This is a genomic window from Subtercola vilae (assembly GCF_004923255.1).
Taxonomy (GTDB): domain Bacteria; phylum Actinomycetota; class Actinomycetes; order Actinomycetales; family Microbacteriaceae; genus Subtercola; species Subtercola vilae.
This window is the reverse complement of the sequence record NZ_QYRT01000018.1, coordinates 1-25,114: the sequence shown is the minus strand read 5'-3', so window position 1 is coordinate 25,114 and position 25,114 is coordinate 1. Positions and strand designations below refer to the sequence as shown.

At 65.4% G+C, this 25,114-nt stretch carries 30 protein-coding genes, 1 tRNA gene and 1 other RNA gene; 16 read left to right on the top strand and 16 right to left on the bottom strand.

All coding sequences use genetic code 11. The features are described 5' to 3' along the window. Window positions 1-14 precede the first annotated feature (14 nt). Both D4765_RS10595 and D4765_RS10590 read left to right on the top strand, forming a co-directional pair. Window positions 15-440: a hypothetical protein gene (locus D4765_RS10595; protein WP_136642271.1), complete on the top strand. Its 426-nt coding sequence runs from the start codon at window positions 15-17 to the stop codon at window positions 438-440. A gap of 404 nt (window positions 441-844) precedes the next feature. After that, window positions 845-1,174, top strand: a complete 330-nt coding sequence (locus D4765_RS10590) for a DUF4190 domain-containing protein (protein WP_136642270.1) — start codon at window positions 845-847, stop codon at window positions 1,172-1,174. 36 nt (window positions 1,175-1,210) lie between these two features. On the opposite strand, the gene D4765_RS10585 is transcribed toward D4765_RS10590, so the two are convergent. Continuing rightward, a complete protein-coding gene (locus D4765_RS10585; protein ID WP_136642269.1) occupies window positions 1,211-1,714 on the bottom strand; it encodes a MarR family winged helix-turn-helix transcriptional regulator in 504 nt (167 codons plus the stop codon). 64 nt (window positions 1,715-1,778) lie between these two features. Here D4765_RS10585 and D4765_RS10580 point away from each other — a divergent pair, with 64 nt between their 5' ends. From D4765_RS10580 to D4765_RS10570, 3 genes are read left to right on the top strand one after another with little or no spacing between them, the layout of a single operon-like run. Next, entirely contained in the window at window positions 1,779-2,144 is a 366-nt protein-coding gene (locus D4765_RS10580; RefSeq protein WP_136642268.1) for a VOC family protein, read from the top strand. Continuing rightward, window positions 2,131-2,571, top strand: coding sequence for an EVE domain-containing protein (locus D4765_RS10575; RefSeq protein WP_136642267.1), 441 nt, complete (start codon window positions 2,131-2,133; stop codon window positions 2,569-2,571). Before D4765_RS10580 ends, D4765_RS10575 begins: the two co-directional genes overlap by 14 nt. A 54-nt stretch (window positions 2,572-2,625) precedes the next feature. Further along, window positions 2,626-2,994 carry a cupin domain-containing protein gene (locus D4765_RS10570; RefSeq protein WP_161580414.1) on the top strand — a complete coding sequence of 123 codons (369 nt, stop codon included), beginning with the start codon at window positions 2,626-2,628 and terminating at the stop codon, window positions 2,992-2,994. Between the two features lie 153 nt (window positions 2,995-3,147). Here the strand turns inward: D4765_RS10570 and ssrA are convergent. Then, window positions 3,148-3,543: a transfer-messenger RNA gene (gene ssrA / locus D4765_RS10565) on the bottom strand. Window positions 3,544-3,738: 195 nt separating this feature from the next. On the opposite strand from ssrA, the gene D4765_RS10560 reads away from it, so the two are divergent. Next, entirely contained in the window at window positions 3,739-4,668 is a 930-nt protein-coding gene (locus tag D4765_RS10560; RefSeq protein ID WP_136642265.1) for an SDR family NAD(P)-dependent oxidoreductase, read from the top strand. Here the strand turns inward: D4765_RS10560 and D4765_RS10555 are convergent. From D4765_RS10555 to prfB, 5 genes are all read right to left on the bottom strand, one after another. Next, complete coding sequence (locus D4765_RS10555; protein ID WP_136642264.1) at window positions 4,654-5,523, bottom strand: NAD(P)/FAD-dependent oxidoreductase; 870 nt, start codon at window positions 5,521-5,523, stop codon at window positions 4,654-4,656. The two genes, D4765_RS10560 and D4765_RS10555, sit on opposite strands and share 15 nt — an antisense overlap. A 112-nt stretch (window positions 5,524-5,635) precedes the next feature. Then, window positions 5,636-6,112 (bottom strand): SsrA-binding protein SmpB, encoded by a 477-nt coding sequence (gene smpB, locus D4765_RS10550; protein ID WP_136642263.1) that lies wholly within the window; start codon window positions 6,110-6,112, stop codon window positions 5,636-5,638. 75 nt (window positions 6,113-6,187) lie between these two features. After that, entirely contained in the window at window positions 6,188-7,105 is a 918-nt protein-coding gene (ftsX, locus tag D4765_RS10545; protein WP_136642262.1) for a permease-like cell division protein FtsX, read from the bottom strand. Next, window positions 7,102-8,439, bottom strand: a complete 1,338-nt coding sequence (gene ftsE / locus D4765_RS10540) for a cell division ATP-binding protein FtsE (protein ID WP_136642261.1) — start codon at window positions 8,437-8,439, stop codon at window positions 7,102-7,104. Before ftsE ends, ftsX begins: the two co-directional genes overlap by 4 nt. Before the next feature lie 55 nt (window positions 8,440-8,494). Continuing rightward, window positions 8,495-9,601 carry a peptide chain release factor 2 gene (gene prfB, locus D4765_RS10535; RefSeq protein ID WP_136642260.1) on the bottom strand — a complete coding sequence of 369 codons (1,107 nt, stop codon included), beginning with the start codon at window positions 9,599-9,601 and terminating at the stop codon, window positions 8,495-8,497. A 35-nt stretch (window positions 9,602-9,636) separates the two neighbouring features. Between prfB and D4765_RS10530 the strand changes: the two genes are divergently transcribed. From D4765_RS10530 to D4765_RS19700, 6 genes are all read left to right on the top strand, one after another. Continuing rightward, on the top strand, window positions 9,637-10,887 hold the full coding sequence (locus D4765_RS10530) for an MFS transporter (RefSeq protein WP_136642259.1): 1,251 nt from the start codon (window positions 9,637-9,639) through the stop codon (window positions 10,885-10,887). Window positions 10,888-10,937: 50 nt separating this feature from the next. Beyond that, a tRNA-Leu gene (locus D4765_RS10525) sits at window positions 10,938-11,019 on the top strand. Between the two features lie 55 nt (window positions 11,020-11,074). Continuing rightward, window positions 11,075-11,806: a DedA family protein gene (locus tag D4765_RS10520; RefSeq protein ID WP_136642258.1), complete on the top strand. Its 732-nt coding sequence runs from the start codon at window positions 11,075-11,077 to the stop codon at window positions 11,804-11,806. 6 nt (window positions 11,807-11,812) lie between these two features. Continuing rightward, the gene (locus tag D4765_RS19195) at window positions 11,813-11,965 is read left to right on the top strand and encodes a hypothetical protein (protein WP_161580413.1); all 153 of its coding nucleotides are present in this window, start codon (window positions 11,813-11,815) and stop codon (window positions 11,963-11,965) included. A gap of 13 nt (window positions 11,966-11,978) precedes the next feature. Continuing rightward, a complete protein-coding gene (locus tag D4765_RS19705) occupies window positions 11,979-12,278 on the top strand; it encodes a hypothetical protein (protein WP_237280378.1) in 300 nt (99 codons plus the stop codon). Continuing rightward, window positions 12,269-12,733 carry a cation:proton antiporter domain-containing protein gene (locus D4765_RS19700; RefSeq protein WP_237280377.1) on the top strand — a complete coding sequence of 155 codons (465 nt, stop codon included), beginning with the start codon at window positions 12,269-12,271 and terminating at the stop codon, window positions 12,731-12,733. The genes D4765_RS19705 and D4765_RS19700 overlap by 10 nt, the downstream gene beginning before the upstream one ends. On the opposite strand, the gene D4765_RS10510 is transcribed toward D4765_RS19700, so the two are convergent. The 4 genes from D4765_RS10510 to murI form a co-directional block, all read right to left on the bottom strand. Next, window positions 12,675-13,622, bottom strand: a complete 948-nt coding sequence (locus D4765_RS10510; protein WP_136642256.1) for a cation diffusion facilitator family transporter — start codon at window positions 13,620-13,622, stop codon at window positions 12,675-12,677. The two genes, D4765_RS19700 and D4765_RS10510, sit on opposite strands and share 59 nt — an antisense overlap. 131 nt (window positions 13,623-13,753) lie before the next feature. Next, entirely contained in the window at window positions 13,754-14,389 is a 636-nt protein-coding gene (rdgB, locus tag D4765_RS10505) for an RdgB/HAM1 family non-canonical purine NTP pyrophosphatase (RefSeq protein ID WP_237280376.1), read from the bottom strand. Continuing rightward, window positions 14,386-15,141 (bottom strand): ribonuclease PH, encoded by a 756-nt coding sequence (rph, locus tag D4765_RS10500; protein ID WP_136642255.1) that lies wholly within the window; start codon window positions 15,139-15,141, stop codon window positions 14,386-14,388. The genes rdgB and rph overlap by 4 nt, the downstream gene beginning before the upstream one ends. A gap of 14 nt (window positions 15,142-15,155) precedes the next feature. Beyond that, window positions 15,156-15,980 carry a glutamate racemase gene (murI, locus tag D4765_RS10495; RefSeq protein ID WP_136642254.1) on the bottom strand — a complete coding sequence of 275 codons (825 nt, stop codon included), beginning with the start codon at window positions 15,978-15,980 and terminating at the stop codon, window positions 15,156-15,158. A gap of 79 nt (window positions 15,981-16,059) precedes the next feature. Here murI and D4765_RS10490 point away from each other — a divergent pair, with 79 nt between their 5' ends. Then, complete coding sequence (locus D4765_RS10490) at window positions 16,060-17,388, top strand: nicotinate phosphoribosyltransferase (protein WP_136642253.1); 1,329 nt, start codon at window positions 16,060-16,062, stop codon at window positions 17,386-17,388. On the opposite strand, the gene D4765_RS10485 is transcribed toward D4765_RS10490, so the two are convergent. From D4765_RS10485 to D4765_RS10475, 3 genes are read right to left on the bottom strand one after another with little or no spacing between them, the layout of a single operon-like run. Continuing rightward, window positions 17,385-17,681, bottom strand: a complete 297-nt coding sequence (locus tag D4765_RS10485; protein WP_136642252.1) for a DUF3039 domain-containing protein — start codon at window positions 17,679-17,681, stop codon at window positions 17,385-17,387. The two genes, D4765_RS10490 and D4765_RS10485, sit on opposite strands and share 4 nt — an antisense overlap. 9 nt (window positions 17,682-17,690) lie before the next feature. Continuing rightward, window positions 17,691-19,265, bottom strand: coding sequence for an ABC transporter permease (locus tag D4765_RS10480; RefSeq protein ID WP_136642251.1), 1,575 nt, complete (start codon window positions 19,263-19,265; stop codon window positions 17,691-17,693). Continuing rightward, window positions 19,241-20,566 carry an ATP-binding cassette domain-containing protein gene (locus tag D4765_RS10475; protein ID WP_323512090.1) on the bottom strand — a complete coding sequence of 442 codons (1,326 nt, stop codon included), beginning with the start codon at window positions 20,564-20,566 and terminating at the stop codon, window positions 19,241-19,243. The genes D4765_RS10480 and D4765_RS10475 overlap by 25 nt, the downstream gene beginning before the upstream one ends. 178 nt (window positions 20,567-20,744) lie before the next feature. On the opposite strand from D4765_RS10475, the gene D4765_RS10470 reads away from it, so the two are divergent. From D4765_RS10470 to D4765_RS10460, 3 genes are all read left to right on the top strand, one after another. Then, complete coding sequence (locus D4765_RS10470; RefSeq protein WP_136642250.1) at window positions 20,745-21,566, top strand: hypothetical protein; 822 nt, start codon at window positions 20,745-20,747, stop codon at window positions 21,564-21,566. A 101-nt stretch (window positions 21,567-21,667) separates the two neighbouring features. Next, entirely contained in the window at window positions 21,668-21,940 is a 273-nt protein-coding gene (locus tag D4765_RS10465) for a hypothetical protein (protein WP_136642249.1), read from the top strand. A gap of 42 nt (window positions 21,941-21,982) precedes the next feature. Then, a complete protein-coding gene (locus D4765_RS10460; RefSeq protein WP_136642248.1) occupies window positions 21,983-22,267 on the top strand; it encodes a hypothetical protein in 285 nt (94 codons plus the stop codon). A 14-nt stretch (window positions 22,268-22,281) separates the two neighbouring features. On the opposite strand, the gene D4765_RS10455 is transcribed toward D4765_RS10460, so the two are convergent. Beyond that, window positions 22,282-23,358, bottom strand: coding sequence for a glycosyltransferase (locus D4765_RS10455; RefSeq protein WP_136642247.1), 1,077 nt, complete (start codon window positions 23,356-23,358; stop codon window positions 22,282-22,284). A gap of 134 nt (window positions 23,359-23,492) precedes the next feature. Then, window positions 23,493-24,839, bottom strand: a complete 1,347-nt coding sequence (locus tag D4765_RS10450; RefSeq protein ID WP_136642246.1) for a S1C family serine protease — start codon at window positions 24,837-24,839, stop codon at window positions 23,493-23,495. Window positions 24,840-25,114 lie beyond the last annotated feature (275 nt).

Genomic DNA, 25,114 nt, shown 5'->3' with positions numbered 1-25,114 from the left:
GATAATCTCCCCCCATGACTCTGCAACCGTTCCAGGCGGGCCCCACTCCCCAGTTTCTCGTGGGCGTCGGCAACGTCAACGCCACCGACTACTGGGTCGTCACACCCGCCGGCAGCTGGCCGCTCGCCGACGTCAACGTCACGTCACACGACCAGACCGCGACAACCACCCACACCCCCGCGTGGGCCATCGTCATGGTGATCGTCTTCATCTGGTTCTTCTTACTCAGCCTGCTCTTCCTGCTGGCGAAAGAGACCAGGGTCAGCGGGTACATCGCCGTGCACATCCAGGCGGGCGAGCAGTCATTCACCGAGCAGATTCCGGTCTACAGCGCTGTGCAGCGAGCCGACACCCTGAACCGGGTGGCGTACCTGCAGATGCTCATCGGCCAGGCCCGGTACAACCGCTCGCAGAACCCCGGCGCGTCGTCACCGAATTGAGCCGGGCGGCATGGTTGCCCCGTCGCTCAGGGCCGAGAACCAACGACGATTCGAGCGCAGAAACGGTGCTCATCGTGGCCGCATCGCTCTCGACGAGTGCCTTCAGAACCTTCTCGAACCCTGCCTCCTGATGGGCAATGGCGCCGGTCTGCGCGCCTGTATCCCGCAATCGGCGGCCCTCGTTCAAACCGCCGCCCCATTTGGCGCGGCTTCAGCCAGGGCCGACGATTCCGTTTTTTGCTACGCGCCCCAGGCGCTTGGCGAAACCCACGATGAATATGTACCACCCTGCGGCGAAACCCAGACCGACCCGATAGCGCCGGTTCACGATGGCCGCAGACCCGTTCACCTGCGAATAGAGTGAGTATCTCGGCGCGCGATGTCGCGGCGAAGAGAGCCGACCGATGACAGACCTGCCCCAGCTCCCACCGGATGACCGGCCGCCGCTCCCGACTCCACGACGAAACATGCCCGCGGCCACGCCCGCCTTCGGCGGGTCGTCGTCGGAGATTCCGCTGAGCAAACAGGCGGTGGCCAGCGTCGCGATAGCCTGCATCTCCCTGTTCGTCTTCGGAATCCTGGGCGTTCTCGCCGTGCTGCTGGCGCGGCGGGCGCTCCGCGACGTGAAGCAGGGCACCGTGCGTGGCCGCGGTATTGCCATCGCGGGCATGATCATCGGTTATATCGCCGCGATTCTGTACATCATCAACATCGTGGTTCACTACCTTCACTGAAAACGCGCCCGCCGCGAGGCGAAACCCGCGCGCCCACTACTCTGTCAGCGCGTCGATACTGCTTCTGAGGTGGTGCCGCAGTTCGCTCTGCTGCTCGGCGTCGAGTTTGCTTCTCATGCGCAGTTCGACCGTCTTCACGGCAGCACTGGCGGTCGCGAGCTGTCGGTGGCCGAGCTCGGTCAGCTCGGCGGGCAGGATGCGCCCAACAGGCGGCTGGGCGGGCCTGCTCACGAGACCGTCGCGTTCCATTGCCCGCAGCAGGGTGTTCATCGACTGGCGGGTCACGAAGGTGCCGCGCGCGAGGTCGGAGTTCGAGAGTCCGGGGCGCTGCGCGAGCAGCTCGAGGCAGGCGTAGTGGGTGATTGTCATTCCGAGCGGCCGCAGTACAGCATCCATCGCCGTGTGCAACACGCTTGCCGCCTGCTTGAGCAGATACCCGAGTGACGCATCAAGGTCGAGCCCGGCTCTTTCGGAGTTCGTTTCACCGCGGTCAGCGTCGCTCGACGACGTGCCGCCCGGAGTGATGGCGCTTTGACTCATGTCAGTATTCTGACATAGAATCATCGGTGTCAGTTAGCTGACACAACCCAGAGGAGAACATCTGATGCCCGTGACCGGCCCCGACTTCATTTCACTGCAGGTGCGCGACATGCACCGCTCCGCGGAGTTCTACGAGACGTTTCTCGGGCTCACTCGTCAAGCCGGGCCGCCCCACGCGGTGGTGTTCGACACCAAACCGGTCGCCTTCGCCGTTCGCGGCGTACTGCCCGGGGTCGATCTCGACGCGCTGTCGCAGCCGGGCCAGGGTATCGCGCTCTGGATGCACGCCACCGAAGTCCAGGCCATCCACGACGCTCTGGTCGCCGCCGACACCCCGATCGTCGCGGCACCGATCGACGGACCGTTCGGTCTCACCTTCACCTTCGCCGACCCCGACGGCTACCACGTGACCCTCCATGACCGGGCCTGAGCGCCAGTTCTGGATCAACACCGTCAGCCTCGACCACGTTGAGGGCGCTGCCGCCGGCGGCTTCACACAGGCCGACCACGGAGCCAACACCCGGCTTCGCCGCCCGCGGGTGGGTGACGGCATGATCTTCTACTCCCCTCGCACCGCGTTGCACGGCGGCTCGCCCGTTCAGCAGTTCACGGCGATCGCCATCATCATCGGCGAAGAGCCGTACCAAGCGATCGTGAGCGACGACTTTCACCCCTGGCGGCTCGCCGCGCGCTTCGAACCGTGCCGTCGAGTAGACGCGAAACCTCTGGTGTCTCAGCTGTCGTTCATCCCTGACCCGTCGCACTGGGGCTTCCCTTTTCGGCGCGGTCTGTTCACGATTCCCGAAGCCGACTACCGCACCATCACAACCGCGATGGAGGTCGCCCCACCCGCGTAGCCGAACGGCACGATGCATCAAGCGAGATGGGCTCCCCTCCGGCAGAATCAGAGCATGCCAGAACCAATCGTTCGACTCACCCTGCTCCAGCAACCTCTCGACAACCGTGCCCTCGGCGCCGTGCACATTCGCCGCATCACCCTGCAGCCGAACGTTGCCGGGGGTGCGCACCACCACAACACGCCTGTCTTCGGGTCAGTCGAATCGGGCTCGGTCGTCTTCCAGGTCGACGGAGGCGCAGAAACCATCCTCCGCGCCGGTGACGTGTTCTACGAGCCCGCCGACGTGCTGATCGATAGGTTCGACGCCACCGCGGAGGGCGTCACCTTTCTGGGTTACTTTCTCGCGGCCCCCAACCAGAGCCCCGAACTCATCCCGGGCAGCCCGGAAACTCACCACCACGACAGAATCACGCAGTCTTGAAACTGAGTGTTTATCGCAATAGACATGAACTCGCGATAACGTGAGGTGAGCCGGCGGGGGCCCCTTTTGGTGACGCCAACAGCCGGAACGGCCCACACAGCCAGAACGACTCGAACAGCCGGAACGACTCGAACAGCGTGCGACAGTGGCCGGTGGTGGAGATGGGGGGAATTGAACCCCCGTCCACTGCTGTGGTCATGTGCCTTCTACGGGTGTAGCCAGTGAAAGCGTTCTACTCGGCTCCGGAATGTGCCACTGGCACCTAATCCGACAAGCCCAGCCTCAGTGCATGTCCTCCGACACCCTGAGACTCAGAGTCGGAGCAATCTCTCTAAATTACGCCAGGGTCTGGGTAGAGAGCATTCCCAGTCTGACGGTTGCTATATGTAGCTAAGAAGAGACTTAGGCCGCGAGGGCGAAAGTCGACTTAGCAGCAACAGTGCTGTTTTTATCGGCACTTATAATTTGCACGGATCGTTAACGAGATAACCGTGCGTTCTCGGCCCGCTTCTCACACTCACTCAGGCAATGTCGAAACCGATCATCCCCCTGGTGAGCCACTATCGCACGCTGTTGAGTTGTGAACACGAAGGCCGGGCGAGCCGACTTCGTTCGAGCATCCGGCAACCGGATGCAGCCCTCTAGTATAGCCCGAACTTCGCCTGCACTGCACAGTGTGCCCGGTTCGCGCAAGCACCCGCCGCTCGGCCCCTTCGTTCTGCATGCTCGGATAATGTCGATCACATGAGCACAACGCACTGGACCCCGGCACGGCTGCCCTCGTTGGTCGGCAAACGTTTCATCGTCACGGGGGGCACCGCAGGCCTCGGTTACTGGGCGAGCGAATTTCTGGCCCGGCGCGGGGCGTCGGTGGTCATCGCGGCGCGCAACGAGCAGAAAGCCACCTCTGCCATCGCGTCGATTCTGTCGCGCGCACCGCGAGGTGACGTGAGCTGGGTCAAGCTGAACCTCGCCAACCTGGAATCGGTGGCAGCAGCAGCCCGGCAGCTCGGCGACTCCCCCATCGATGGTCTCATCGCGAACGCCGGCGTTCTGGGGTCGTCAGATCTCGGCTACACCGATGACGGCTTCGAGCAGATGTTCGGCACCAACGTTCTCGGCCACTTCGCCCTCATCGCCCAGCTGATGCCCGCGCTGGCCGCCACCGAGGGCTCCCGCGTGGTGTCGCTCGGCAGCATCAGCCACGAATTCTTCGAGCTCGATCTGAACGACCTGATGAGCGAAGACGACTACCGCAGCTTTCGCGCGTATGGCCGCTCGAAGCTCGCCGTCATGCTGCTCGGCTTCGAGCTCGACCGCCGCCTTCGCGCGGCCGGCCTGCCGACGCGCAGCCTCGTGGCGCACCCCGGGTTCGCTCTCGACGGCCTCGGCGCGTCACGACCCGGCATCGCCAACGCCCGGCGCTACGACCCGCTGCGTCGCACCGCGCTCAGCCCTTTCGCGCAGGGCAAAGACGCCGGCGCCCTGCCCATCGTGCGGGCCGCCGCAGACCCCCTCGCCGAGGGCGGCGAGTACTGGGGCCCCGACGGCTGGCGCCAGCTGAAGGGTGAACCCACCGTTGTCGAGGCTCGCAACCGTGCCCGCGACATCCGCACGGCGGGCGTGCTCTGGTCACGAGCAGAAACGATGACGGGCCAGTCACTCGCGCTCTGAGCTTGACAGGCGCTCGACTCGGGCTGTGGCGACCGAAGCGGCGATGTCAGCGGCCGCGGTGAGCCCCGACGCCATGGCGGTGATGACGGCGGCCGGGATTCTCAGATCAGCTCGCTCTGCGACATCGCCCGCCGCCCACACACCGGCTCGGCTGGTGCGCCCGAGGGCGTCAACTGCGATACCGCCGGGGCCGCAGTGAACGCTGAGATCGTCGGCGATTGCGGAGCGCGGAGCGGCGTTCGGCGGAATGAACACGCACGCCGCCTCGACGACCCCGCCGCCGCGCAACACGATGCTCACCCCCGAAGGCGAGCGGGTGACCGCCGCCACCTCTCCCGGCGCGAAGACTGGCACGACAGACGACAGCCCGCGTAACAGGCCGCTGACGTGCTCGGCGTGACTTCCATCGGAGATAACCGCGATCGGGCCGGGCGCGAACTCGTGCCCGTGGCAGTACGGGCACGGGAGCACAACGTCACCCCACAGCTCGCGGAGGCCCGGGATGGGCAGCAGGTGGTCTTCGACGCCGCTGGTGATCAGGAGACGTTCGACCCGCCACTGCGAGCCTGCTGCGGCAAGCACCAGACCCGGCCCGTTCCACCGAGCAGACTCCACTCGCTCGCGAACCACCCGCACCCAGGGATAAGTGGCGAGGTCGGCGTGCGCAGCCGACCGCAGGGCCTCGGGCGTTGCTTTCTGCCACCCGAGCACATTGCCCATTCGCACCGATGAAGCATTGCGGTAGCGTGCATCGTCGAACACGACCGTGTCGACATGCATCCGCCCGAGGGTGAGTGCCGCCTGCAACCCCGCAGGGCCACCGCCGACGATTGCCGCCTGATACTCGTGGGTCATGAACCCATTCTGCCGCCCGATGAAGCGAAGCCGACGGGCGTGAGCCGGTCGGCCCGGCCAGCACGGCCAGCACGGCCAGCGCGGTCAGCCCGAGCAGAGCTGGCCAGCGGCGTCAGTCGCCGAGGTTGCGGTGCGTTCCCATGGCCCGGTCGGCCTCGCGCTTGTCGGTGCGCTCGCGCAGGGTCTGGCGTTTGTCGTACTCGCGCTTGCCCTTGGCCACGGCGAGTTCGACCTTTGCCTTGCCGTCGCTGAAGTACAGTCGCAACGGCACGAGGGTGTAGCCGCCCTCTTTGACCTTGTTGTGAATCTTCAGAATCTCGTGCTTGTGCAGCAGCATCTTGCGCTTGCGCCTGACGGGGTGGTTGTTCCAACTGCCCTGGTTGAACTCGGGGATGTGCACGGCGTCGAGCCACGCTTCTCCTCCGTCGATGTAGCCGTAGCCGTCGACAAGCGAGGCCCGGCCGGCGCGCAACGACTTGACCTCGGTGCCGGTCAGCACGAGGCCAGCCTCGAAGGTGTCTTCAATGGTGTAGTCGTGGCGGGCCTTGCGGTTGGTCGCTACGACCTTTTCTCCGCGTTCGCGTGGCACGATTACTCCTCAGATCGATGGATGCCGCACTCAGTTGACGGCAGCCTTCAAGCTTACCGGGCCGAAGCCCGGCAACTACACCTTCAGGTACCGGGTGATGGCGAACTTCGCCGAGAGCGCAGCCAGTAGCGCTGCCAGCACGATGAGCACGGGCACCACGATCGACAGCGCATCACCCTCGGTGACGAAGTTCGTGAACTGCAACAGCTGTTGCAGGTAGCCCTGAACGAAGAAGTGCACAATGGCCCAGATGGTGACCCCGGCCAGAACCGATCCCACGAGCGCGGCGATCACGCCCTCGAGTATGAAGGGTGTCTGAATGAACCTGTTCGACGCCCCCACGAGCCTCATGATGCCGATCTCACGCCGCCTCGAGAACGCCGAGAGGCGGATGGTGGTGGCGATCAGCAGCACGGCGGCCACGAGCATCAGCGCAGCAATTCCGACGGCGGTGTAGCTCGCCGCGTTCAGAATGGAGAAGATCTGTTCGAGGTAGCTGCGCTGGTCGACCACGCTGTCGACGCCCGCGAGGCCCGAGAGGCTCTCGACGAGAACGTCGGACTGCTGGGGGTCGACCATGTTGACCCAGTAGGTCTCGTTGAGCAGGTCGGGAGTGACGTACTTCGCCACGTCTTTGCCGGCGAACTGCTGCTGGAACTGGTCGTAGGCCTGCTGGTGGTCTTCGAAGTAGTACTGCTGGATGAACGGGGCCAGCGTGGGCGACTTGAGTTGGGCATCCACTGCCGCCACCTGGTCGGGTGTGGCCTCGCCGTTGGCGCAGTTCGCATCGCTCGAGGTCGCCGTGCACATGTACACCGCGACCTGGGCTTTGTCGTACCAGTAGTTCTTCATCTGGCCGATCTGCATCTGCAGGAGAATCGCTGCGCCCACGAAGGTGAGCGAGATGAAGGTCACGAGAACGACCGACACCACCATCGACATGTTGCGGCGGAGGCCGGTGCCGACCTCGCCGAGAATCAGTGCAAATCTCACGAGGTGGGGCCTACATTCTGGTCAGCCGCGGGGTCATGGTTAGCACCGGGAGCACGCAGGCCGAGCTTTTCGGCCAGGCTCAGCTGGCCAGTGGTGAGATCGTCGGGGTCACCGTCGGGGTGCGCGGTGTTCGCCCCGTTCACGGTGTTCACGGGATTCGGTGCCGCAGCGGCATCGGCCGGAGCTACCGTGCTCAGTCGTTCGACAGGGCCGGTATCGGCCTGCCGTACATCAGCCGCTGCGGGCGGAAAGAAGTGCGGCGGTTCGCCGACCTGCGGCTGTGAGTGCGAGCCGGCCTGCGTCGATACCTGACCAGTCTGAGTCGATATCTGACCGGTCTGTGTCGATACCTGAACCGGAACCGAAGTGGTGGGCACGCGCGGAACGACCGGTACCACGGGCACCGACGACGTGTTGCGGTTCAGCTGCGGAATGACGGGCGTGCCACCCGTCGAGACCGCGGCACTCTCACGACCCGCAGAGGAGTTGACCGCGTTGGCAGACGAAGTCGAAGCAGGTGCAGCAGCAGGCTCGCCAGCCACCGGCAGCACGGGCCGCTCGATGGCCCCCGTGGCCTGCATGCGGAGCGAGAGCGGGTCGGGGCGGGTGATCTCGGCCGTCATGCCGCTGTCTTGCAAGCCGATGGCGGCCGTCATGCCGTAGCCGCCCTGGCGGTCGTCTCGAATGATCTGGCCGCCGACGAGTTCGATGACGCGACGCTGCATCTGGTCGACGATGGCGTTGTCGTGCGTTGCCATGATGATGGTGGTGCCGCCCGCGTTGATGCGATCGAGCACGTTCATGATGCCGGCGCTCGTGAGCGGGTCGAGGTTGCCCGTGGGTTCGTCGGCGAGCAGGATGGCCGGCTTGTTGACCACCGCACGGGCGATGGCCACGCGCTGCTGCTCTCCACCCGAGAGTTCGTGCGGCAGGCGATTGGCCTTCTCGGCCAGCCCGACCATCTGCAGAACATCCGGAACCGCTTCTTGGATGAACCCGCGCGACTTGCCGATGACCTGCAGCGTGAACGCCACGTTGTCGAAGACGTTCTTGTTGGGCAGCAGCCGGAAGTCTTGAAAGACGACCCCGAGGTTGCGCCTGAAGTAGGGCACCTTGCGCGACGAGATAGACCCGAGGTCTTGCCCGAGCACGTGGATGTTGCCGCTCGTCGGCCGGTCTTCTTTCAGCACCAGCCTCAGAAAACTCGATTTGCCCGAACCCGAGGCGCCGACGAGAAACACGAATTCGCCCCGCAGTATCTCGAGGTCGATGGTGTTGAGCGCCGGCTTGGCCGTGCCCTTGTACTTTTTACTGACGTGGTCGAATCGAATCATGGCCTTTGCAGCCTAAACAGGGGCCATGTGATTCACCGCAGCGACGCGCCGACGTTCAGTCTTGCTTGCGTTTGCGCCACCGGATGCCGGCGGAGATGAAACCGTCGATGTCGCCGTCGAACACGTGCGAGGGGTTGCCCACTTCGTAGTCGGTGCGGAGGTCTTTGACCATCTGGTACGGCGCGAGCACGTAGCTGCGCATCTGGTCGCCCCAGCTCGCCGTGATGACCCCGGCCAGCTCTTTCTTCGTGGCGTTCTCCTGCTCGCGCTGCAGGAGCAGCAGCCGCGACTGCAGCACCCGCATGGCCGCCGCCCGGTTCTGAATCTGGCTCTTCTCGTTCTGGCAGCTCACCACGATGCCGGTGGGCAGGTGGGTGATGCGCACGGCGGAGTCGGTCGTGTTGACCGACTGGCCGCCGGGACCCGACGAGCGAAAGACGTCGACGCGGATGTCGTTCTCGGGAACCTCGACCACGTCGGTCTGCTCGATGAGGGGAACGACCTCGACCGCTGCGAAACTGGTCTGGCGCTTGCCTGCCGAGTTGAAGGGGCTCATTCGCACCAGGCGGTGGGTGCCGGCTTCAACCGACAGCGTGCCGAAGGCGTAGGGCGAGTCGATCTCGAATGTGGCGCTCTTGATACCCGCCTCTTCGGCGTAGCTCGTGTCGAGCACGGTGGTCGGATGCCCGTGCTGCTCGGCCCAGCGCAGGTACATGCGCATGAGCATCTCTGCGAAGTCTGCAGCGTCGACGCCGCCCGCGCCGGCCCGGATGGTGACCACCGCTGCCCGAGGGTCGTATTCGCCGTTCAGCAGGGTCTGCACTTCGAGCTCGCCGAGCACCTTCGTGAGACTGACGAGCTCGGCCTGCGCTTCGGTCGCCGACTCTTCGTCGGACTCGTCGTTGGCCAGCTCGACCATGATCTCGAGATCGTCGAGCCGTGAGTCGATGCTTTCGATCTTCGCGAGTTCGGCCTGGCGGTGCGAGAGCGCGCTGGTGACCTTCTGCGCCTTCTCGGTGTCGTTCCAAAGATCGGGAACACCGGCCTGCTCGCTGAGGTCGGCTATCTGCACCTTCAGGCCGTCGACGTCGACCACCGAACGGATGTCGCCGAAGGTGGAGCGGAGAGCAGTGATCTGCTCGGAGAGATCGAGTTCTAACACGATCCCCCAGCCTACCCGCGTAAACTGCTTAGCTGATGAGTACTACAGAGCAGGCGTTCCAGTTCAGGTCTATTGCTCTTCCCGCTCTTTTGCCTTCGCTGTTGTTCGCAATCGGCGAGGGAGCGATCATCCCCGTCATCCCCGCAATTGCGAGCAACCTCGGTGCGAGCCTCGCGGTGGCCGGGTTCATCGCGGGCATGACCATGATCGGCGAGCTGGTCGGCGATATTCCGAGCGGGTGGGTGGTCAGCCGTATCGGCGAGCGACGGTCGATGATCTACGCCGCCATCCTGTCGATTCTGGCGATCGTGCTCTGCCTTCTGGCGCCGAACAATCTGTTGTTCGGTACGGGCATCTTCTTACTGGGTCTCGCTGCGGCCGTGTTCGCCCTGGCGAGACACGCCTTCATGACCACCTTCGTGCCCGCAGCGTTTCGGGCCAGAGCGCTGTCGACACTCGGCGGCACCTTTCGGGCCGGCTGGTTCGTGGGGCCCTTTCTCGGGGCCGGGGTCATCGCGCTGACCGGCGTGTCACAGTCTGTGTTCTGGATTCAGGGCGTGTGCGGTGTGGCGATCATCATTCTGCTCTTCATCATTCCCGACCCCACCGAGAAGCTCGCGAAGCCCGATGCTGGGGAGACCTTCGTGCGCGAGGAGTCTGTCGGGCTGTTCGCTACCCTCGTGCAGTTTCGCTCGCTGCTCGTGCGCGTGGGCACCGGTGTGACACTGGTTGGCGCGCTGCGGGCAAGCCGCACCGTCGTGCTGCCACTCTGGGCCGTCAGCCTGGGGCTCAGCGAGAGTTCGACGGCGCTGATCATCGGCATCGGAGGCGCCCTCGACTTTGCCCTGTTCTATTCGAGCGGCCAGATCATGGACAGGTTCGGTCGGCTGTGGAGCGTCGTGCCCTCAATGGTGGGTATGGGCATCTGCTTCGTGATCCTGTCGTTCACCCACAACCTCGACGGAGCCGTGGGCTGGTTCATCGCCCTCACCGTGTTCTTGGGCTTGTCGAACGGGGTCGGCAGCGGCATCATCATGACGCTCGGAGCCGACCTCGCACCGAAGACCGACCCGGCTCCGTTTCTCGGGGCCTTCCGGTTCACGGGCGACCTGGGCACGGCCGCGGCACCGGTTCTGGTGGCGGGGGTTGTCGCCGTGGCGTCGCTGCCGCTGGCTGCGGCGATCATGGGCGTTCTGGGGTTCGCGGGGGCGGGCATCCTGATTCGTTATATTCCGCGCTACCTGCCGCACGTGGGCCGGGTGCCCCGCTTGGTGAAAAACTCCTGAGTAACGCACTCGAGCCCTGATACCCAGCCATTACACTGAGGGTGTTCTTCGCGGGAGTGGTGAAATTGGTATACACGCAGGTTTTAGGTACCTGTGCTTTCGAGCGTGAGGGTTCAAGTCCCTTCTCCCGCACGCGCGTCTGCCCGACCGGCTGGCAGCGCAGGCACCAACGACTGGAGCTTCACCAATGCACACAGCTTTCAGCCTCACGGCGTTGATTCAGGCCTCGCCTGTTCACGCGGCCCTGATTCCCTTTCTCGATCCGCAGGGCATCATCACTGCCTTCGGCCCGTTCGCCATTCTCGGTATCTGCTTCATCATCTTCGCCGAGACCGGCCTGCTGGTGGGCTTCATCCTGCCGGGCGACACCCTGCTCTTCTTCACCGGGCTGCTCACGTACACGGGTACGACGAGCGGCCAGGGAATTCAGATTCCCATCTACATCGTGGCTCCGGCCATCGCCATCGCCGCCTTCCTCGGCGGTGAGATGGGCTACCTCATCGGCCGAAAAGCCGGCCCGCGCATCTTCGAACGCAAGGAGTCGGGCTTCTTCAGCATCAAGAATGTCGAGCGCACCAACGCGTTCTTCGAGCGCTTCGGCGGCGCGGCGGTGATCGTGGCTCGCTTCGTGCCGATCGTTCGCACCTTCGCTCCCATCGCGGCCGGTGTCGGCAAGATGGACTACCGCCGCTACAGCCTGTACAACGCCATCGGCGCACTCGCGTGGGGCGGCGGCGTGACGATGCTCGGGTACCTGCTCGGCCAGATTCCGGCGGTGGCCGACTTCACCGCGAAGTACATCGATGTTGTGCTGATCGCTGTGGTGCTTCTCACCCTGATTCCCACGGTGTTCCACACGATTCGTTCGACCCGCAAGGCCCGCCGCACCGCCGCGCTCAGCGAAAGCAAAGCCGACTGACCCCACGTGAATGAAGCTTTCGCGTCACTCGTCGTCGTTGTTCTGCTGAGGGCCGCTGCACCACTGATCGTCGACCTGCTGCCAGGTCCCATCCGCGTTCCCCAGGTGGCGCTGCTTCTGGCCGGTGGCGTGGCGATCGGGCCCTCGGTGCTGAACTGAGCGCGCGGGGCGGTTGGCTAGCATCGCGTGGGTCGCGAGCCTGGCAGTGGCGGGAGTGCTGATGTTCTCGCTGAATGCTCTGGGCATCATCGAGTCGCCGTACGTGCTGACCATCGCGCTCAGCACCACTGCGCTCGGCACCCTCATCCCCATTCTCAAAGAGAACGGCATGTTCGGCACCCGGTTCGGCCGCTTTGCCTTTGCGGCTGGCGCGGGGGGCGAAATGGCGCCCATCGTCGCGATGGCACTCTTTCTTCGAACGGTTTTGGTTTCGACAGCGTTCTCGGTGCCTTCGCCGCAGGAATGCTGCTGAAACGCTGGTCACCGGTACCGAGCGAAGTTCTTGAAGTGAAGCTCGAGGCGGTCGGCTACGGGTTCTTCATCCCCATCTTCTTCGCCTATTCCGGTATGACGCTCGACGTCGACTCCATCGCTTCGAACCCAGCGCCCCTGATCATCTTCTTCGCGCTGCTGCTCATCCGCGGAGCACCCGCCCTGTTCTGGTACCGGCGCGACTTCGAGCTGCGCGAACGCATCGAGCTCGCCTTCTTCAGCGCCACAGCGCTACCGCTGCTGGTCGCACTCACCGAAATCGGGGTCTCGAACGGTCAGATGACCATCGCCACGCAGGCGAGCATCATCGGCGCGGGGGCGCTTTCGGTCTTGGTCTTTCCCATCGCCGCGGTGCTTGTGTCGAACAACATGTCGCTCAGCGGTGCTGGTCGTGCTCGTGCCCCGCGTGTTCAGCCGGTTCCAGCTGAAAAGTAGAGTGCTCGACGTCGAAGTGGGCTGTCAGGCACTCTGACAGGCGGTCGAGCAGTTCGCCGGTCGCTCCATCGGCGTAGACCTCCGGCGAGACAACGATGTGCGCCGAGAATACCGGCTCGCCCGAAGTGATGGCCCACACATGAACGTCGTGCACCTCGAGCACACCGGGAGTGCCCAGCAGGTGCGCCCGAATCTGCTCAACATCGGTGTCTTTCGGCGCCGACTGGATGAGCACCCCCACCACATCGCGAAGAAGCGACACCGCGCGCGGCACGATCATCACGGCAATGGCGAGCGACGCCAGTGCGTCGGCCGCCGCGAAACCGATCGTCAGAATCAGGATTCCCGCAATGATCACCGCGATCGACCCCAGCGTGTCACCCAGCACCTCGAGGTAGGCACCGCGCATGTTGAACGACTTCGTGTCTCCCCCGCGCAGCACCAGTAGAGCGGCGATGTTGGCTACCAGCCCGATCGACGCCACGATGAGCATCGGTGCACCCTGCACCTGGTCGGATGCGGGTGCCAGGAGGCGAGACACACCTTCGATGGCCACAAAGACAGCGACCCCGACGAGAATCAGCCCGTTCACCAGCGCCGCCAGCACCTCGGCCCGTTGAAAGCCGAACGTGTGCCGGTCGGAGGCGGGCCGCAGCGCCAGAATTGACGCGAGCAGTGCAATGACCAAGCCGAACAGGTCTGAGAGCATGTGGCCGGCATCGGCCAGCAGCGCCAGCGAGCCGCTGAGCGCCGCACCGCCGATCTCGACAAGGAGAACGACACTGACGATCGCGATGGCGATGGTCAGGCGGGTTCGGTTCGTCGACTTACTGGCGTGACTGTGCCCGGCCTCGTGGCCTCGTTCTGCCGAAGCGGCATCCTGGTTCATTGCTCTCAGACTAGGCACCGGCGACCTCGGCCGCCAGAGCGCGGCGCCAGATAGGAATGACGCTCATTCTCAGCAAGCACGCGGCCGTTCGGGCCAGTCGGTTCTAGGGGGCCGCGGGCCCACCCGAACTGTCAGAGCGCGAGCGTGCGGCTGAGGATGGGCAACAGATTCTCGAACGCGAGCGCCCGGTGGCTCACCGCATTCTTCTCGGCCGGAGCCAGTTCGGCTGCCGTCAGCGCACTGCCCGCAGGTTGAAAGACGGGATCGTACCCGAACCCGTGTTCTCCCCGTGCCTCGCGCACGACCATGCCACGCCAGAAACCGCTGGCCACTTCTTCGACAGCGAATTCGCCGGCCTCGGCCGCTTTACCCCGTTCGGGTACGACGAGGGCGATCGTACAGACGAACGCGCCCTCACGGTGCTCGTCGTGAATGTCGGCGAGCTGGTCGAGCAACAGGTCGCGGTTCGCCCTGTCGCCCTTGCCGTGCCCGGCCCAGCGGGCAGAGAAGATACCGGGTGCGCCGCCCAGAATGTCGACGCTCAGACCTGAATCGTCAGCGAGCGCAGGCAACCCCGTGTGAAGCGCGGCGGCCTTCGCCTTGATGAGCGCATTCTCGGCGAAGGTGGTGCCGTCTTCGACCGGTTCGGGGCCGTCGTAGCGCACAATGTCGAGGCCGGGCATCCGGGCGCCCAGGATCTTCTGGAACTCGTCTACTTTGTGCTGATTGTGCGTGGCGAGTACCACGCGGATGCGTTCGCCACTCACGCCGTCTCACCCAGCGAGAGAAGCTGCAGGCGGGAGAGTTCAGCGGTGCCGACCAGGGCGAGGTCGAGCAGCGAGTTCAGCTCGGTGCGGTCGAAGGGAGCACCCTCTGCGGTGCCCTGCACCTCGACGAACAGGCCGCGGCCGGTGACCACGACGTTCATATCGGTCTCGGCACGCACGTCTTCGACGTAAGCGAGGTCGAGCATGGGGGTTCCGTCGATGATGCCCACCGAGATGGCCGAGACGCTGTCAATGAGAGGCACGGCCTTCTGCCCGATGAACTTCTTGCCGCGAGCCCACTCGATGGCGTCGACCATGGCTACGTATGCACCGGTGATGGCTGCCGTGCGGGTGCCGCCGTCGGCCTGCAGCACGTCGCAGTCGATGACGATGGTGTTCTCACCCAGGGCCTTCATGTCGACCACCGCACGAAGCGAGCGCCCGATGAGGCGCGAGATCTCGTGCGTGCGGCCCCCGATTTTGCCCTTCACCGACTCGCGGTCGGTGCGGCTGTTGGTGGCGCGGGGCAGCATGGCGTACTCGGCGGTCACCCAGCCTTTACCCTTGCCCGACATCCAGCGCGGAACGCCGTTGGTGAACGACGCGGTGCAGAGCACTTTCGTGTTGCCGAACGAGATGAGAGCCGAACCTTCGGCCTGGGCGCTCCAGCCGCGCTCGATGGTGACTTCGCGCAGGTCATCGACCGAACGGCCGTCTTTACGAACGAGGGGCTGAGGGGTGGGGTCAGTCATGGTGTCTCCTGTGGTCAGCGAATGAAGGGCAGTGAGATGGCGCCGGTCTCGACGAGGTCGACGGCCGAGACCTGGGGCCCGAGCAGTTGGCGGGCAAGGCGCAGAAATTCGGCTGCACTCTCGCCGGTGGCCTCGTAGCGGTACGTGGGCGGTGTGCTTGCGGTGCGCTGGATGCCCTGCTGAACCAGTTCGCGATACACATCGTTGGCGGTCTCGGTATCGCTCGACACCAGCGTGACGCAGTCGCCCATGACCACGCTGATGGCGCCTTTGAGATAGGGATAGTGCGTGCATCCGAGCACCACCGTGTCGACGGCGGCGGCCTTCAACGGCTCGAGGTACTCGGCCGCCAGCTCGAGCAGCTCGGGGCTGGAGGTGTCGCCCGCCTCGACGAAGTCGACGAAGCGTGGGCAGGCGGCAGAGAAGAGTTCGAGGTGCGGGGCGGCCGCGAAGGCGTCGTTGTAGGCGCGCGACGTGATGGTGGCGACGGTACCGATCACCCCCACCCGGTTGGTGCGCGTAGCGGTGACGGCGGCGCGCACGGCAGGCTGGATGACCTCGACGACAGGCACGGAGTACCGCTCGCGAGCGTCGCGCAGCATCGCAGCAGAGGCCGTATTGCAGGCGATGACGAGCATCTTCACGCCCTGGGCGACCAGGTCGTCGAGCACAGCGAGCGAGAACCGGCGCACATCGGCGAGGGGCTTCGGGCCGTACGGTGAGTGTGCTGTGTCGCCGACGTAGAGCAGAGATTCACGGGGCAGCTGGTCTCTGATCGAGCGGGCCACGGTGAGCCCACCGACACCGGAATCGAAAATGCCAATCGGTGCGTCGCTCACAGCACCCCAGCCTACCCTCACCCTTCGCCGGCGCAGCTGACAGTCAGGCGGTTGCTGGGCGACAGCTAGGCTCAACAGTGTGAGTACTTCTACCGCGCTTCTCACCGATCGCTACGAACTGACCATGCTCGACGCCGCACTTCGAGACGGTACGGCCGAGCGCCGCTGCCTGTTCGAGGTCTTCGCTCGTACGCTGCCGCACGACCGCCGTTACGGCGTCGTGGCCGGCACGGGCCGCGTTCTCGAACTCATCCGTGACGTCACGTTCGGCCCCGACGAGCTCGACTGGCTTGCTGCAAACGACGTGGTCAGCGCACGCACCCTCGAGTGGCTGGCCGACTACCGTTTCACTGGCACGATCACGGGATATCACGAAGGTGAGCTGTACTTTCCCGGCTCCCCCATCCTCACCGTCGAAGCAAGTTTTGCCGAGGGCGTCATTCTCGAGACCCTCGTTCTCAGCGTGCTCAACTACGACTCGTCGGTGGCGAGCGCGGCCGCCCGCATGGTTTCTGCGGCCGGCGGCCGGCCGCTTGCCGAGATGGGGTCGAGGCGCACCGGCGAACGGTCTGCGGTCGCTGCGGCCCGCGCGGCGTTCATCGCCGGCTTCTCGGCGACCTCGAACCTCGAGGCCGGGCGATCGTGGGGAATTCCCACCATGGGTACCGCCGCGCATGCCTTCACGCTGCTGCACGACACCGAAGAAGACGCGTTCCGCTCACAGGTCGCCACCATGGGGCCGGGCACCACTCTGCTCGTCGACACCTACGACGTCGAGCGCGGCACCGCCCTCGCGGTCGAGGTCGCTGGGCCCGAACTCGGTGCCGTGCGCCTCGACTCGGGTGACCTGCCGGCACTCGTCGCATCGGTGCGAGCTCAGCTCGATTCGCTCGGCAACCACCACACGAAGATCACGGTGACGAACGATCTCGACGAGTACACCATTGCCGCGCTGGCCGCGACACCGGTCGACTCGTACGGCGTCGGCACCTCGGTGGTCACCGGTTCGGGGTCGGTCGCGGCCGGAATGGTCTACAAGCTCGTGGCGCACCGAACAGTTGACGGCGAATGGATGCCCGTGGCGAAGAAATCCGCCGAGAAGACCTCGATCGGCGGCAAGAAACGCGCCGTTCGACGGCTGAATGCCCGCGGCGTCGCTACCGCCGAGGTGCTCTACGTCGAGGCGGCCATCGGGGGCGCCGGCCCACGCTCGAGTGAGAATGCCCGCGACCTGCTGCACACCTTCGTCACCGAAGGCGTGATCGATGAGCGCTACACCGGCGCGGCCGGGGTTCTGGCAGCGCGGGAACACCGAGCGAAGGCCGTGGCCGAACTGCCGGCAGAGGGGCTGCGGCTGGCGCGCGGAGGCGAGCCGGTCATCCCCACCGAGTATGTGGCAGGCGCCTAGCCCTCGTCTTGCATCTGTTCGTAGATCGACTTGCAGGTCGGGCAGACGGGAAATTTGTCGGGGTCGCGCCCCGGAATCCACTTCTTGCCGCAGAGCGCCTTCACGGGCTTGCCCGTCATGGCCGATTCGAGAATCTTCTCTTTCTGCACGTAGTGCGAGAATCGCTCGTGGTCACCCGGCTCCATCTGCTCAGTCGTGAGCAGCTCTTCGATCTCACGGTCGAGCGTTGCTGTACCGCCGCCGTCGGGAATGCTGCCGGGGTCTGAAATGGATGCACGCGGCGAGAAACTCATGTAAAAAGTCTAACTCCGAAGAGAGGCTTGCAGCAGCTCAGGGCCACGGCGGTTGAACACGGCACCGCCGCTGAGGGCGCCGAGCACGAGCACGAGCACTCCGACACCCACACCCCATTCGAGCGAGGCCCAGTGCAGATCGTCGGCTGCGGTGGTCTCGGCCAGAATGGCGAACACGATGCTCGGTGCCGAGAGGGCGAGTGTGCCGAGCACAACGACACCCTGCACGATAGCCGAGGTCGAGCCAATCGACTGCGGCTGGGTGAAGGGGCTGTCACCGGGGCGAGTCGCGCCGTAGGGGAACCGTGCTGAGATCAGCGAGCCAAGCCCCATGATGGTGAACAGCAGGCACGTGCTGGCCCCGAGAACCGAGGGGAGGGCGGCATGATTACCAGACAGGAACACGGTCACCACCGACCCGATGCCGATCAGCGGCAGGCCCAGCAGCAGAACGGGGGCCATGCGGCCCACCCGGTCGGCAATGCCGCGCTTGCCTGAGACCACGTGCAGCCAGATCGCCGAATTGTCGAGCGCCACGTCGTTGTGTACGGAGAAACCGAGAAAGAGGCACATGACGGGCAGAGGGATGAGCGCGTACCAGGTGGGCGGGAATGAGACGAGCAGCAACGGGATGGCCATCAGAATCGGCACGATCGGAACGATGATGAGCGGAACGAAGTAGCGCGGGTCACGAGACCAGTACGTCAGGCTTCGGGCCGCAATGGCCCCCGCTGGCGTCGACGGAAACCGGCCGAACCACCCAAGCCCGGCGGGCTCTGCTGACGGGTCATCGCGCTGCGTCGACGTGACCATGAACGACACCAAGGTGCGCCACGCCAACCAGAGCACTGCCACCGTCAGCACCGCCACGACGAACGAGAGAAAAGCAGCCCCCGGGTCGTCGATCGCGGCAGCGGCCGGCAGCGCCCACGCAGCGCCGAGCGGGGTGTACCCGAGGGTCGATGAGACGCTCTCGCTCCACGATGCCGCGGCGCCGCCCCAGTTCAGACTGAGCGCGAGTACGACGGCCGGTGCAAGCAGCACCAGAACGAACACGCCGATGACACCGGCGACCTCACGCGCGCGCCGCGTCGACAGCACCAGCGACGCGAACGCCGACGAGAGCCGGCCCACGAGAACACACGTGGCGACAGCCAGCGCGCCTCCGACGACCGCGCAAACCGTTTCAAGGGGAGATCGTGACCACGCGACAACGCTAGACAGAGCAAAGAGAATCAGTGCGACCACCGGCAACGCCACAAGTGAGCTGACCGCCAGGCCAAGCGCCAAGGGCCGGGGCGCGATTCCGAAGAGCGAGAACCGCCGTGGGTCGACAGCGTCGGTGCGCTGCAGGATGAGCGGAACCACGACGAACGCGAACACGATGATCGACCCGCTGACGACGAGGTCTGAGCGGGCGACCATCGGGGTCGCCGAACGCAACTCGAGTACGCGGGAGCACACGATGGCGACGAGAACGAACGCCACCACCAGCCCGGCCACGACCCCGAGAACGCGCCGTGGGGTGCCGGTGAGAATATTGCCGAGGAACGCGAGCCTCAGTCTAAAGAGCTGAGCAACCACTCCATGCCTTCAACTGCTTTGTGGCTGCCCGCGAGTTCGAGAAACCGGTCTTCGAGCGTCGAGCCGTTGCGCACGGCGTCAACCGTGCCGCTTGAGAGAACAACGCCGTGCACGATGATGGCAACGCCGTCGCAGACGCGCTCGATCATGCCCATGCTGTGGCTCGAGAGCAGAACGGTGCCGCCGTGAGCGACGTACTTCAGCAGAATATCGGTGACAGTGTCGGCTGACACGGGGTCTACGGCTTCGAACGGTTCGTCGAGCACCAGCAGGCGCGGCGAGTGGATCATCGATGCCGCGAGCGCGACCTTCTTCGTCATGCCGGCGGAATAGTCGGAGACCAGGCGACCGAGCGCATCCTGCAGCCCGAATGCCTCGGCGAGTTCTTCGCTTCGTTCCCGAACGGTTCTGCCGTTGAGGCCGCGAAGCGAGCCCGCGTAGTGCAGCAGCTGCCGACCGGTGAGCCGGTCGAACAGACGCAGTTTGTCGGGCAGCACGCCGATACTGCGTTTGGCGGCGGCGGGGTCTTTCCAGACGTCGCGGCCGTTGACCTTCACGATGCCCTCGTCGGGTCGCAGCAGGCCGGTGATCATTGAGAGAGTGGTGGTCTTGCCCGCACCGTTCGGGCCGACGATGCCGTAGAAGCCACCGCGCAGTACCTCGAGGTTCACGCCGTCTACAGCGGTTGTGGAACCGAAGCGCTTGACGAGGTTGTCGAGTACCAGAACGGTGTCGTGGGCGGCCAAGGGGTCGGCCGGGGTTGCCCGGTCGTGCATGAGGGGCCGCGACTCGACGGCGACCGGTAGTACGTCGATCGGTGCAGCTGGCTGCTCGATCGGTTCGGCCAGCTCGATTGGTTCGGCCAGCTCGACTGATTCGGCTGAGGCGGCGTGTTCGGTCGAATCAAGAGGTTCAGTCAGCTCGACGAGTTCGACATGATCTTCGGACGTGTTCGCTGAGGGTGTGCGTACCGCTGGAGTGCGCGGTGAAGGAGTACGCGACGCCGACGTGCCAGCCGCACCGGGCTGACGGGCAGCAGCAGGCTTACGAACGGCAGCGGGTTTGCGAGCTGCCCCTTCGGCAGTGCCTGTGTTCTCCGTAGCGGGCCGAGCCGCGGTGCTCGTTCGTTTCGGAGGAGTCTTCTTCGCGGTCGACGCCGCCCCAGCAGACGATCCCCGGGTAGACGATGCCCCAGCAGACGCCGCCCCGGTGGTTTTCGGGCGGGCAGGAGCCCGACGAACCGGCGGGCGCACTACGCCCGTCTCGCCCTCGACGCCGGGAAGTTCTGACTCTGAGCTCACTGGCTAAACCTATCAATCCCCGAAGAGATACTAACGAACCACTGCCGACCTTGCCCCCTGGCCTCCAGCATGTATATCACAGCACGTGGTGGCTTTGCTGAGCCCTGTCATGCGCTCGGATTACCGCAGCCCGGCACGTACAATTGACCGCTCACAGGCCGTTCTGGAGGGCAGACTGATGGCACGAAAGCAGAAGACAGACGAGAGCGAGCCGGCGGAGCTGAACCCTCGGGTAATCAGAGGCGTCGACCGGGTGCTGAGCATCCATCGCCCGGTGGTTCTGGCACACATCAGGGGGCTGCGTAAGCGCAACCCCGGCGCATCGCCCGACAAACTGATCTCGGCACTCGAGCGGCACTATCTCGCTGCCGTGACGACCGGCGGCGCCGCCGTGGGCGCGACAGCAGCTATTCCGGCCGTCGGTACGGCAGCCTCGCTGGCACTGACCGGGGTCGAGACACTCGGGTTTCTCGAGGCGAGCGCCCTGTTCGCGCAGTCGATCACCGAGGTGCACGGAATCGCGGTCGAGAGCCCCGACCGGGCTCGGGCCCTGGTGATGACACTGCTCATGGGCAGTGGCGGCGCAGACCTGGTGCAGCAGCTCACGCAGCAGGCGGTGGGCACGGCGGTTCCGCGCACGCAGTTCTTCGGCACACTGCTCACGCGAAACCTGCCGCAAGCCGCGGTCGGGCCGGTGGCCGACCAAGTGAAGAAGACGTTTCTGAAGCATTTTCTCGCGTGGACGGGCTCAACCGCTGTAGGCCGTCTGATGCCCTTCGGCATCGGGGCCGTCATCGGTGGTGCGGGCAATCATGTGCTCGGGCGACGGGTCGTGAAGAGTGCGCGCGCAGCATTCGGGCCGGCACCGCTCGAATTTCCGCCCGGACTGGAGCCGACGCTGAGGTTGCCCCGCTCAGGCTCAGGCTCCGAGGCCGCCGCCGGCCGCGGCTCCAGTTCCAGCTCAGACACCACTCCTCCACAGCCGGCGAATATCGAGTAGTTCTCCCGGGGGCGTACTCGCTACTCCCAACCCGCCCGCTCGCGTCAGACCCGACCTCTATGCTGGCGGGCATGGTGAGAGCCGTGAGCCTAGAAGACGCTATGCCCGAGACGGCATACGCCGTGCCGCTGCGCGTCGACCGACGACGCGCTCCGGTGTACGCGCTTGTCAACGTGGGCCACGAACGCATCGTGGGCCTCACCTTCTGCCTGCTCGGTTCGGGCGCGATGAACGTGAGCATCCCGCAGAGCCTCGATGTCGGTGGCGCGGCCGAGGTTCTCATCCGCGGGCACGATCTGGCGCGGCGAACAGTTCTGGTCGTGCGTTGGTTCAGGCCGAGCGGCGAAGAGTACCTGTGGCGGGTGAGCTTCTAGCGGCGGCGGTTGCCGTGTCGGGGGCTGATGCTTTAATGCCTCATGCCTCTCATCGCTCTTCGTCCGTTCTCCGTCTCGCTTCACTGGTGCCTGCCCGAAGCCCTGTGGCACGAAGCGCAGGTCGAACTGCACGACACGCGATCGCCGAGCGGTGCATCCATCGTCTCGTGGAGCATCGACGGTGAGACTCACTCGACGCTACAGCCGGTCGTACGCCTGCGAGTCGAACGTCACGACGGGCCGCGAAACGTCACGGTGACCATCACCGACACTGGGGGTGAGAGCTGGTCGACCGTGTTCCGCTCGGCCGGCCGTGGCCTGGTGTGAACGAACGTCGCCGATCAGTCGAAGTCGACGATCACGGTGTCGGCGGCGCCTTCGATATTGAGATACCCGGCGAGGTAACCGAAGCCCCAGCAGAAGTGGATGAACGGCAGCACGAGCAGAAACCACACCCCTACCCGCAGTGTCTCGCGGGCGGCAACCACAATCGACAATCCGATGACACTCACCACATACGCGACCGGAACGATGAGCAACGCGAACAGCACGAACGAGATCACTGAGGCAACACCGATGGCTCCGGCGACGACGCCGAACAGCCCACCCGCGCCGAGGATGAAGCCGAGAATCGTGGCGAGCACGACAACCGGTGGCAGCGCGAACCGCAACTCACGTGATTCGGGGAAGGAACGCGCGAACTCGCCGCGCCACAACCCCTCTGCGAAGAGCGACCGGGTGAGCGCGAGGGCTTTCGACGGCGGCCTGAACCGGTACATGAGAGAGGGAGTGAACCAGATGGTCTGGCCGGCCGCGCGGAGGCGTGCGTTGAGCTCCCACGACTGGCCGTGGCGAATCTCTTCGTCGTACAGACCCACCTCGATGAACGACCGTCGGCGGATGACATGGGCAGCGGCGACGTGCGAGGGGCCTTCTCCGGCCGCCGACGTGAGCGGGTCACCCGCAAGACCGAGGCGGTGGCGGTAGCCGAAAGCGACGGCACGTTCGAAAGGGGTCTGCCCGACAGGGCGGGCGCGGCCGACCAACGCCGCGGCATCGGTTCTGACCATGGTCTCGACGGCGCGCACGGCGTAGTCGGTGGGCAGTGCGCCGCGCGGGTCGACCCTGATGATGAGTGAGCTGCGGGCGGCGGCGATGGCTTCGTTCAGAGCCACCACCTGCGACACCGAAGTGGTATGCAGCACGGTGAGGCGCGGGTTCGCCGCGGAGAGAGACGTGAGCAGTTCGGCAGTGCCGTCAGTACTCGGCGCGGCCGCGACAACGATGTCGATTGCGAGTGGGTAATTCTGGTCGACGATGCTCTGCACCGCCTGTTCGAGCGTCTCGACGTCGTTTCGCACCGCCAGAATGGCGGTCACGGGAGGCAACGGCGTCGTGCCAGGCGTGGGGTCGGTCATGGGGTCTGCTTGTCTGTCGTGCGCCCGTGGGCCCGGGTTCGCACCGGCCTGCCCATCGCGGCGAATTTGCAACGATGAGCCTAGCAGCAGGCCGCGACGCGGGTTCGCAGATGCTCGCCGCGCCGCGATGCTGCCTAATTGGCCAGCTGGCCGAGGGTCACAGTGACGGTCGTCGACATGGTGCCGCGCAGGTAGGTGACGGTCGCAGAGGCACCTGCCGGCAGTACGCGCACCTGTGCCGTGAGGTCGGTGGCGTCGGTCACGGCGATGTTATTGAAGGCGGTGATGATGTCGCCCTTCGCGAGGCCCGCTGCCGCGGCTGCTCCCCCGCTCGTGACGTCGGCCACAGTGGCGCCGACGACTGAGGCATTGGCATCGGCTGTCTGGGCGATTGACGCGCCCAGCAGCCCGTGCGTGGCCTTGCCTGTGGCGATGATCTCGTCAGAAATGCGCTTGGCGAAGTTGGCAGGAATGGAGAAGCCGACTCCGATGCTGCCCGACTGGCCACTCGAGCTGCTCGTCGAACCTGCGCTCGCGATGGCGACGTTGATTCCGATGAGCTTGCCTTGGGCATCCAGCAGCGCACCGCCCGAATTGCCGGGGTTGATGGCGGCATCGGTCTGGATGACGGCCAACGAGATGGTGCTGCTGGCCGTCGTGGGCGTCTGGCTCTGGGTACCGCCCTGGCCCGGAATGTCGAAGTTCCAGAAGTCGTAGGGGCTTCCCGTGCTGCTGGGGTCGGGGGTGGCCTGCTCGCCCGAGGTGTTGGGTGCGGCTGACGAGGCGACGGTGATGCTGCGGTTCAGCGCGCTGACGATGCCGTTGGTGACGGTTCCTGACAGGCCGAGCGGTGCGCCGATGGCAATGGCTGTGTCGCCCACATTGAGAGTCGATGAGTCACCGAACTCGATGGGGGTGAGGCCCGACGCGTTCTGCAGTTTGACCACGGCGAGGTCGGCGACCGGGTCGGTGCCCACGACCTTGGCGGCGTAGATCTTGCCGTCGGCCGCGGTGACCGAGATGGTGGGGTTCGCCGTTGCGCCGTCGAGGGTGACCACATGGGTATTCGTGAGAATGTACCCGTCGGCCGAGAGAATGACGCCTGAACCTGTGCCAGAGGTGGTGCTGCCGTCAGTGACGCCGATGGTGACCACTGAAGGTGAGGCCTTCGCGGCGACGGCCGTGATCAGGTTGGCGCTGTTCGGGTTGTTGACGGTGATGGTGGTGGGGCTCGAGGCCTGGTTCGTCGACGTCGAGCCATTGTGGCTGAGTGCCCAGACGCTGATACCGGCTCCGGATGCTCCGCCGATCAGTGCCCCGATCGCCAATGCCGCTACGAGGGCAACGCTGCCCCGGCGTCTGGCGGGCTTGAGCGCGGGCGCGATGGGCTGCCCGTCTGCCCCGTAGAGCACCTGGCCGGCGGCGGGCTGTCCGAACGATCCGTTGCCGTAGTTCGGTTGCTGCGGCTGCTGGCCTGTCACGGGGAGTTGCTGGGGCTGCTGCCCGGCGACGGGGAGTTGCTGAGGCTGACCGGCGACAGGAACTGTGGGGGAGGTCGAGCCGGGGGCGGAAGCGTACTCGCCGTAGCGCGGAGTGCCGGTCGACGGCGAGACGGGGGTAACCGGGGTCGTGGGGGCGGTGCGTCGTCGCCGTGCGGTGGGCGACCGGCTAGCGGGCGGGTCATGCGGGTTCGTGGCGGGCCAGTTAACTGAGGTGCCGGTGGGCGTACACGGATTTCATCGAACGGGTTGTGGAG

Coding starts and splice junctions, on each gene's coding strand:
- D4765_RS10595 (WP_136642271.1), top strand. CDS start 15: ATGACTCTGCAACCGTTCCAGGCGGGCCCCACTCCCCAGTTTCTCGTG.
- D4765_RS10590 (WP_136642270.1), top strand. CDS start 845: ATGACAGACCTGCCCCAGCTCCCACCGGATGACCGGCCGCCGCTCCCG.
- D4765_RS10585 (WP_136642269.1), bottom strand. CDS start 1,714: ATGAGTCAAAGCGCCATCACTCCGGGCGGCACGTCGTCGAGCGACGCT.
- D4765_RS10580 (WP_136642268.1), top strand. CDS start 1,779: ATGCCCGTGACCGGCCCCGACTTCATTTCACTGCAGGTGCGCGACATG.
- D4765_RS10575 (WP_136642267.1), top strand. CDS start 2,131: ATGACCGGGCCTGAGCGCCAGTTCTGGATCAACACCGTCAGCCTCGAC.
- D4765_RS10570 (WP_161580414.1), top strand. CDS start 2,626: ATGCCAGAACCAATCGTTCGACTCACCCTGCTCCAGCAACCTCTCGAC.
- D4765_RS10560 (WP_136642265.1), top strand. CDS start 3,739: ATGAGCACAACGCACTGGACCCCGGCACGGCTGCCCTCGTTGGTCGGC.
- D4765_RS10555 (WP_136642264.1), bottom strand. CDS start 5,523: ATGACCCACGAGTATCAGGCGGCAATCGTCGGCGGTGGCCCTGCGGGG.
- ftsE (WP_136642261.1), bottom strand. CDS start 8,439: ATGATTCGATTCGACCACGTCAGTAAAAAGTACAAGGGCACGGCCAAG.
- D4765_RS10530 (WP_136642259.1), top strand. CDS start 9,637: ATGAGTACTACAGAGCAGGCGTTCCAGTTCAGGTCTATTGCTCTTCCC.
- D4765_RS10520 (WP_136642258.1), top strand. CDS start 11,075: ATGCACACAGCTTTCAGCCTCACGGCGTTGATTCAGGCCTCGCCTGTT.
- D4765_RS19700 (WP_237280377.1), top strand. CDS start 12,269: ATGCTGCTGAAACGCTGGTCACCGGTACCGAGCGAAGTTCTTGAAGTG.
- D4765_RS10510 (WP_136642256.1), bottom strand. CDS start 13,622: ATGAACCAGGATGCCGCTTCGGCAGAACGAGGCCACGAGGCCGGGCAC.
- rph (WP_136642255.1), bottom strand. CDS start 15,141: ATGACTGACCCCACCCCTCAGCCCCTCGTTCGTAAAGACGGCCGTTCG.
- D4765_RS10485 (WP_136642252.1), bottom strand. CDS start 17,681: ATGAGTTTCTCGCCGCGTGCATCCATTTCAGACCCCGGCAGCATTCCC.
- D4765_RS10470 (WP_136642250.1), top strand. CDS start 20,745: ATGGCACGAAAGCAGAAGACAGACGAGAGCGAGCCGGCGGAGCTGAAC.
- D4765_RS10465 (WP_136642249.1), top strand. CDS start 21,668: ATGCCCGAGACGGCATACGCCGTGCCGCTGCGCGTCGACCGACGACGC.
- D4765_RS10460 (WP_136642248.1), top strand. CDS start 21,983: ATGCCTCTCATCGCTCTTCGTCCGTTCTCCGTCTCGCTTCACTGGTGC.
- D4765_RS10455 (WP_136642247.1), bottom strand. CDS start 23,358: ATGACCGACCCCACGCCTGGCACGACGCCGTTGCCTCCCGTGACCGCC.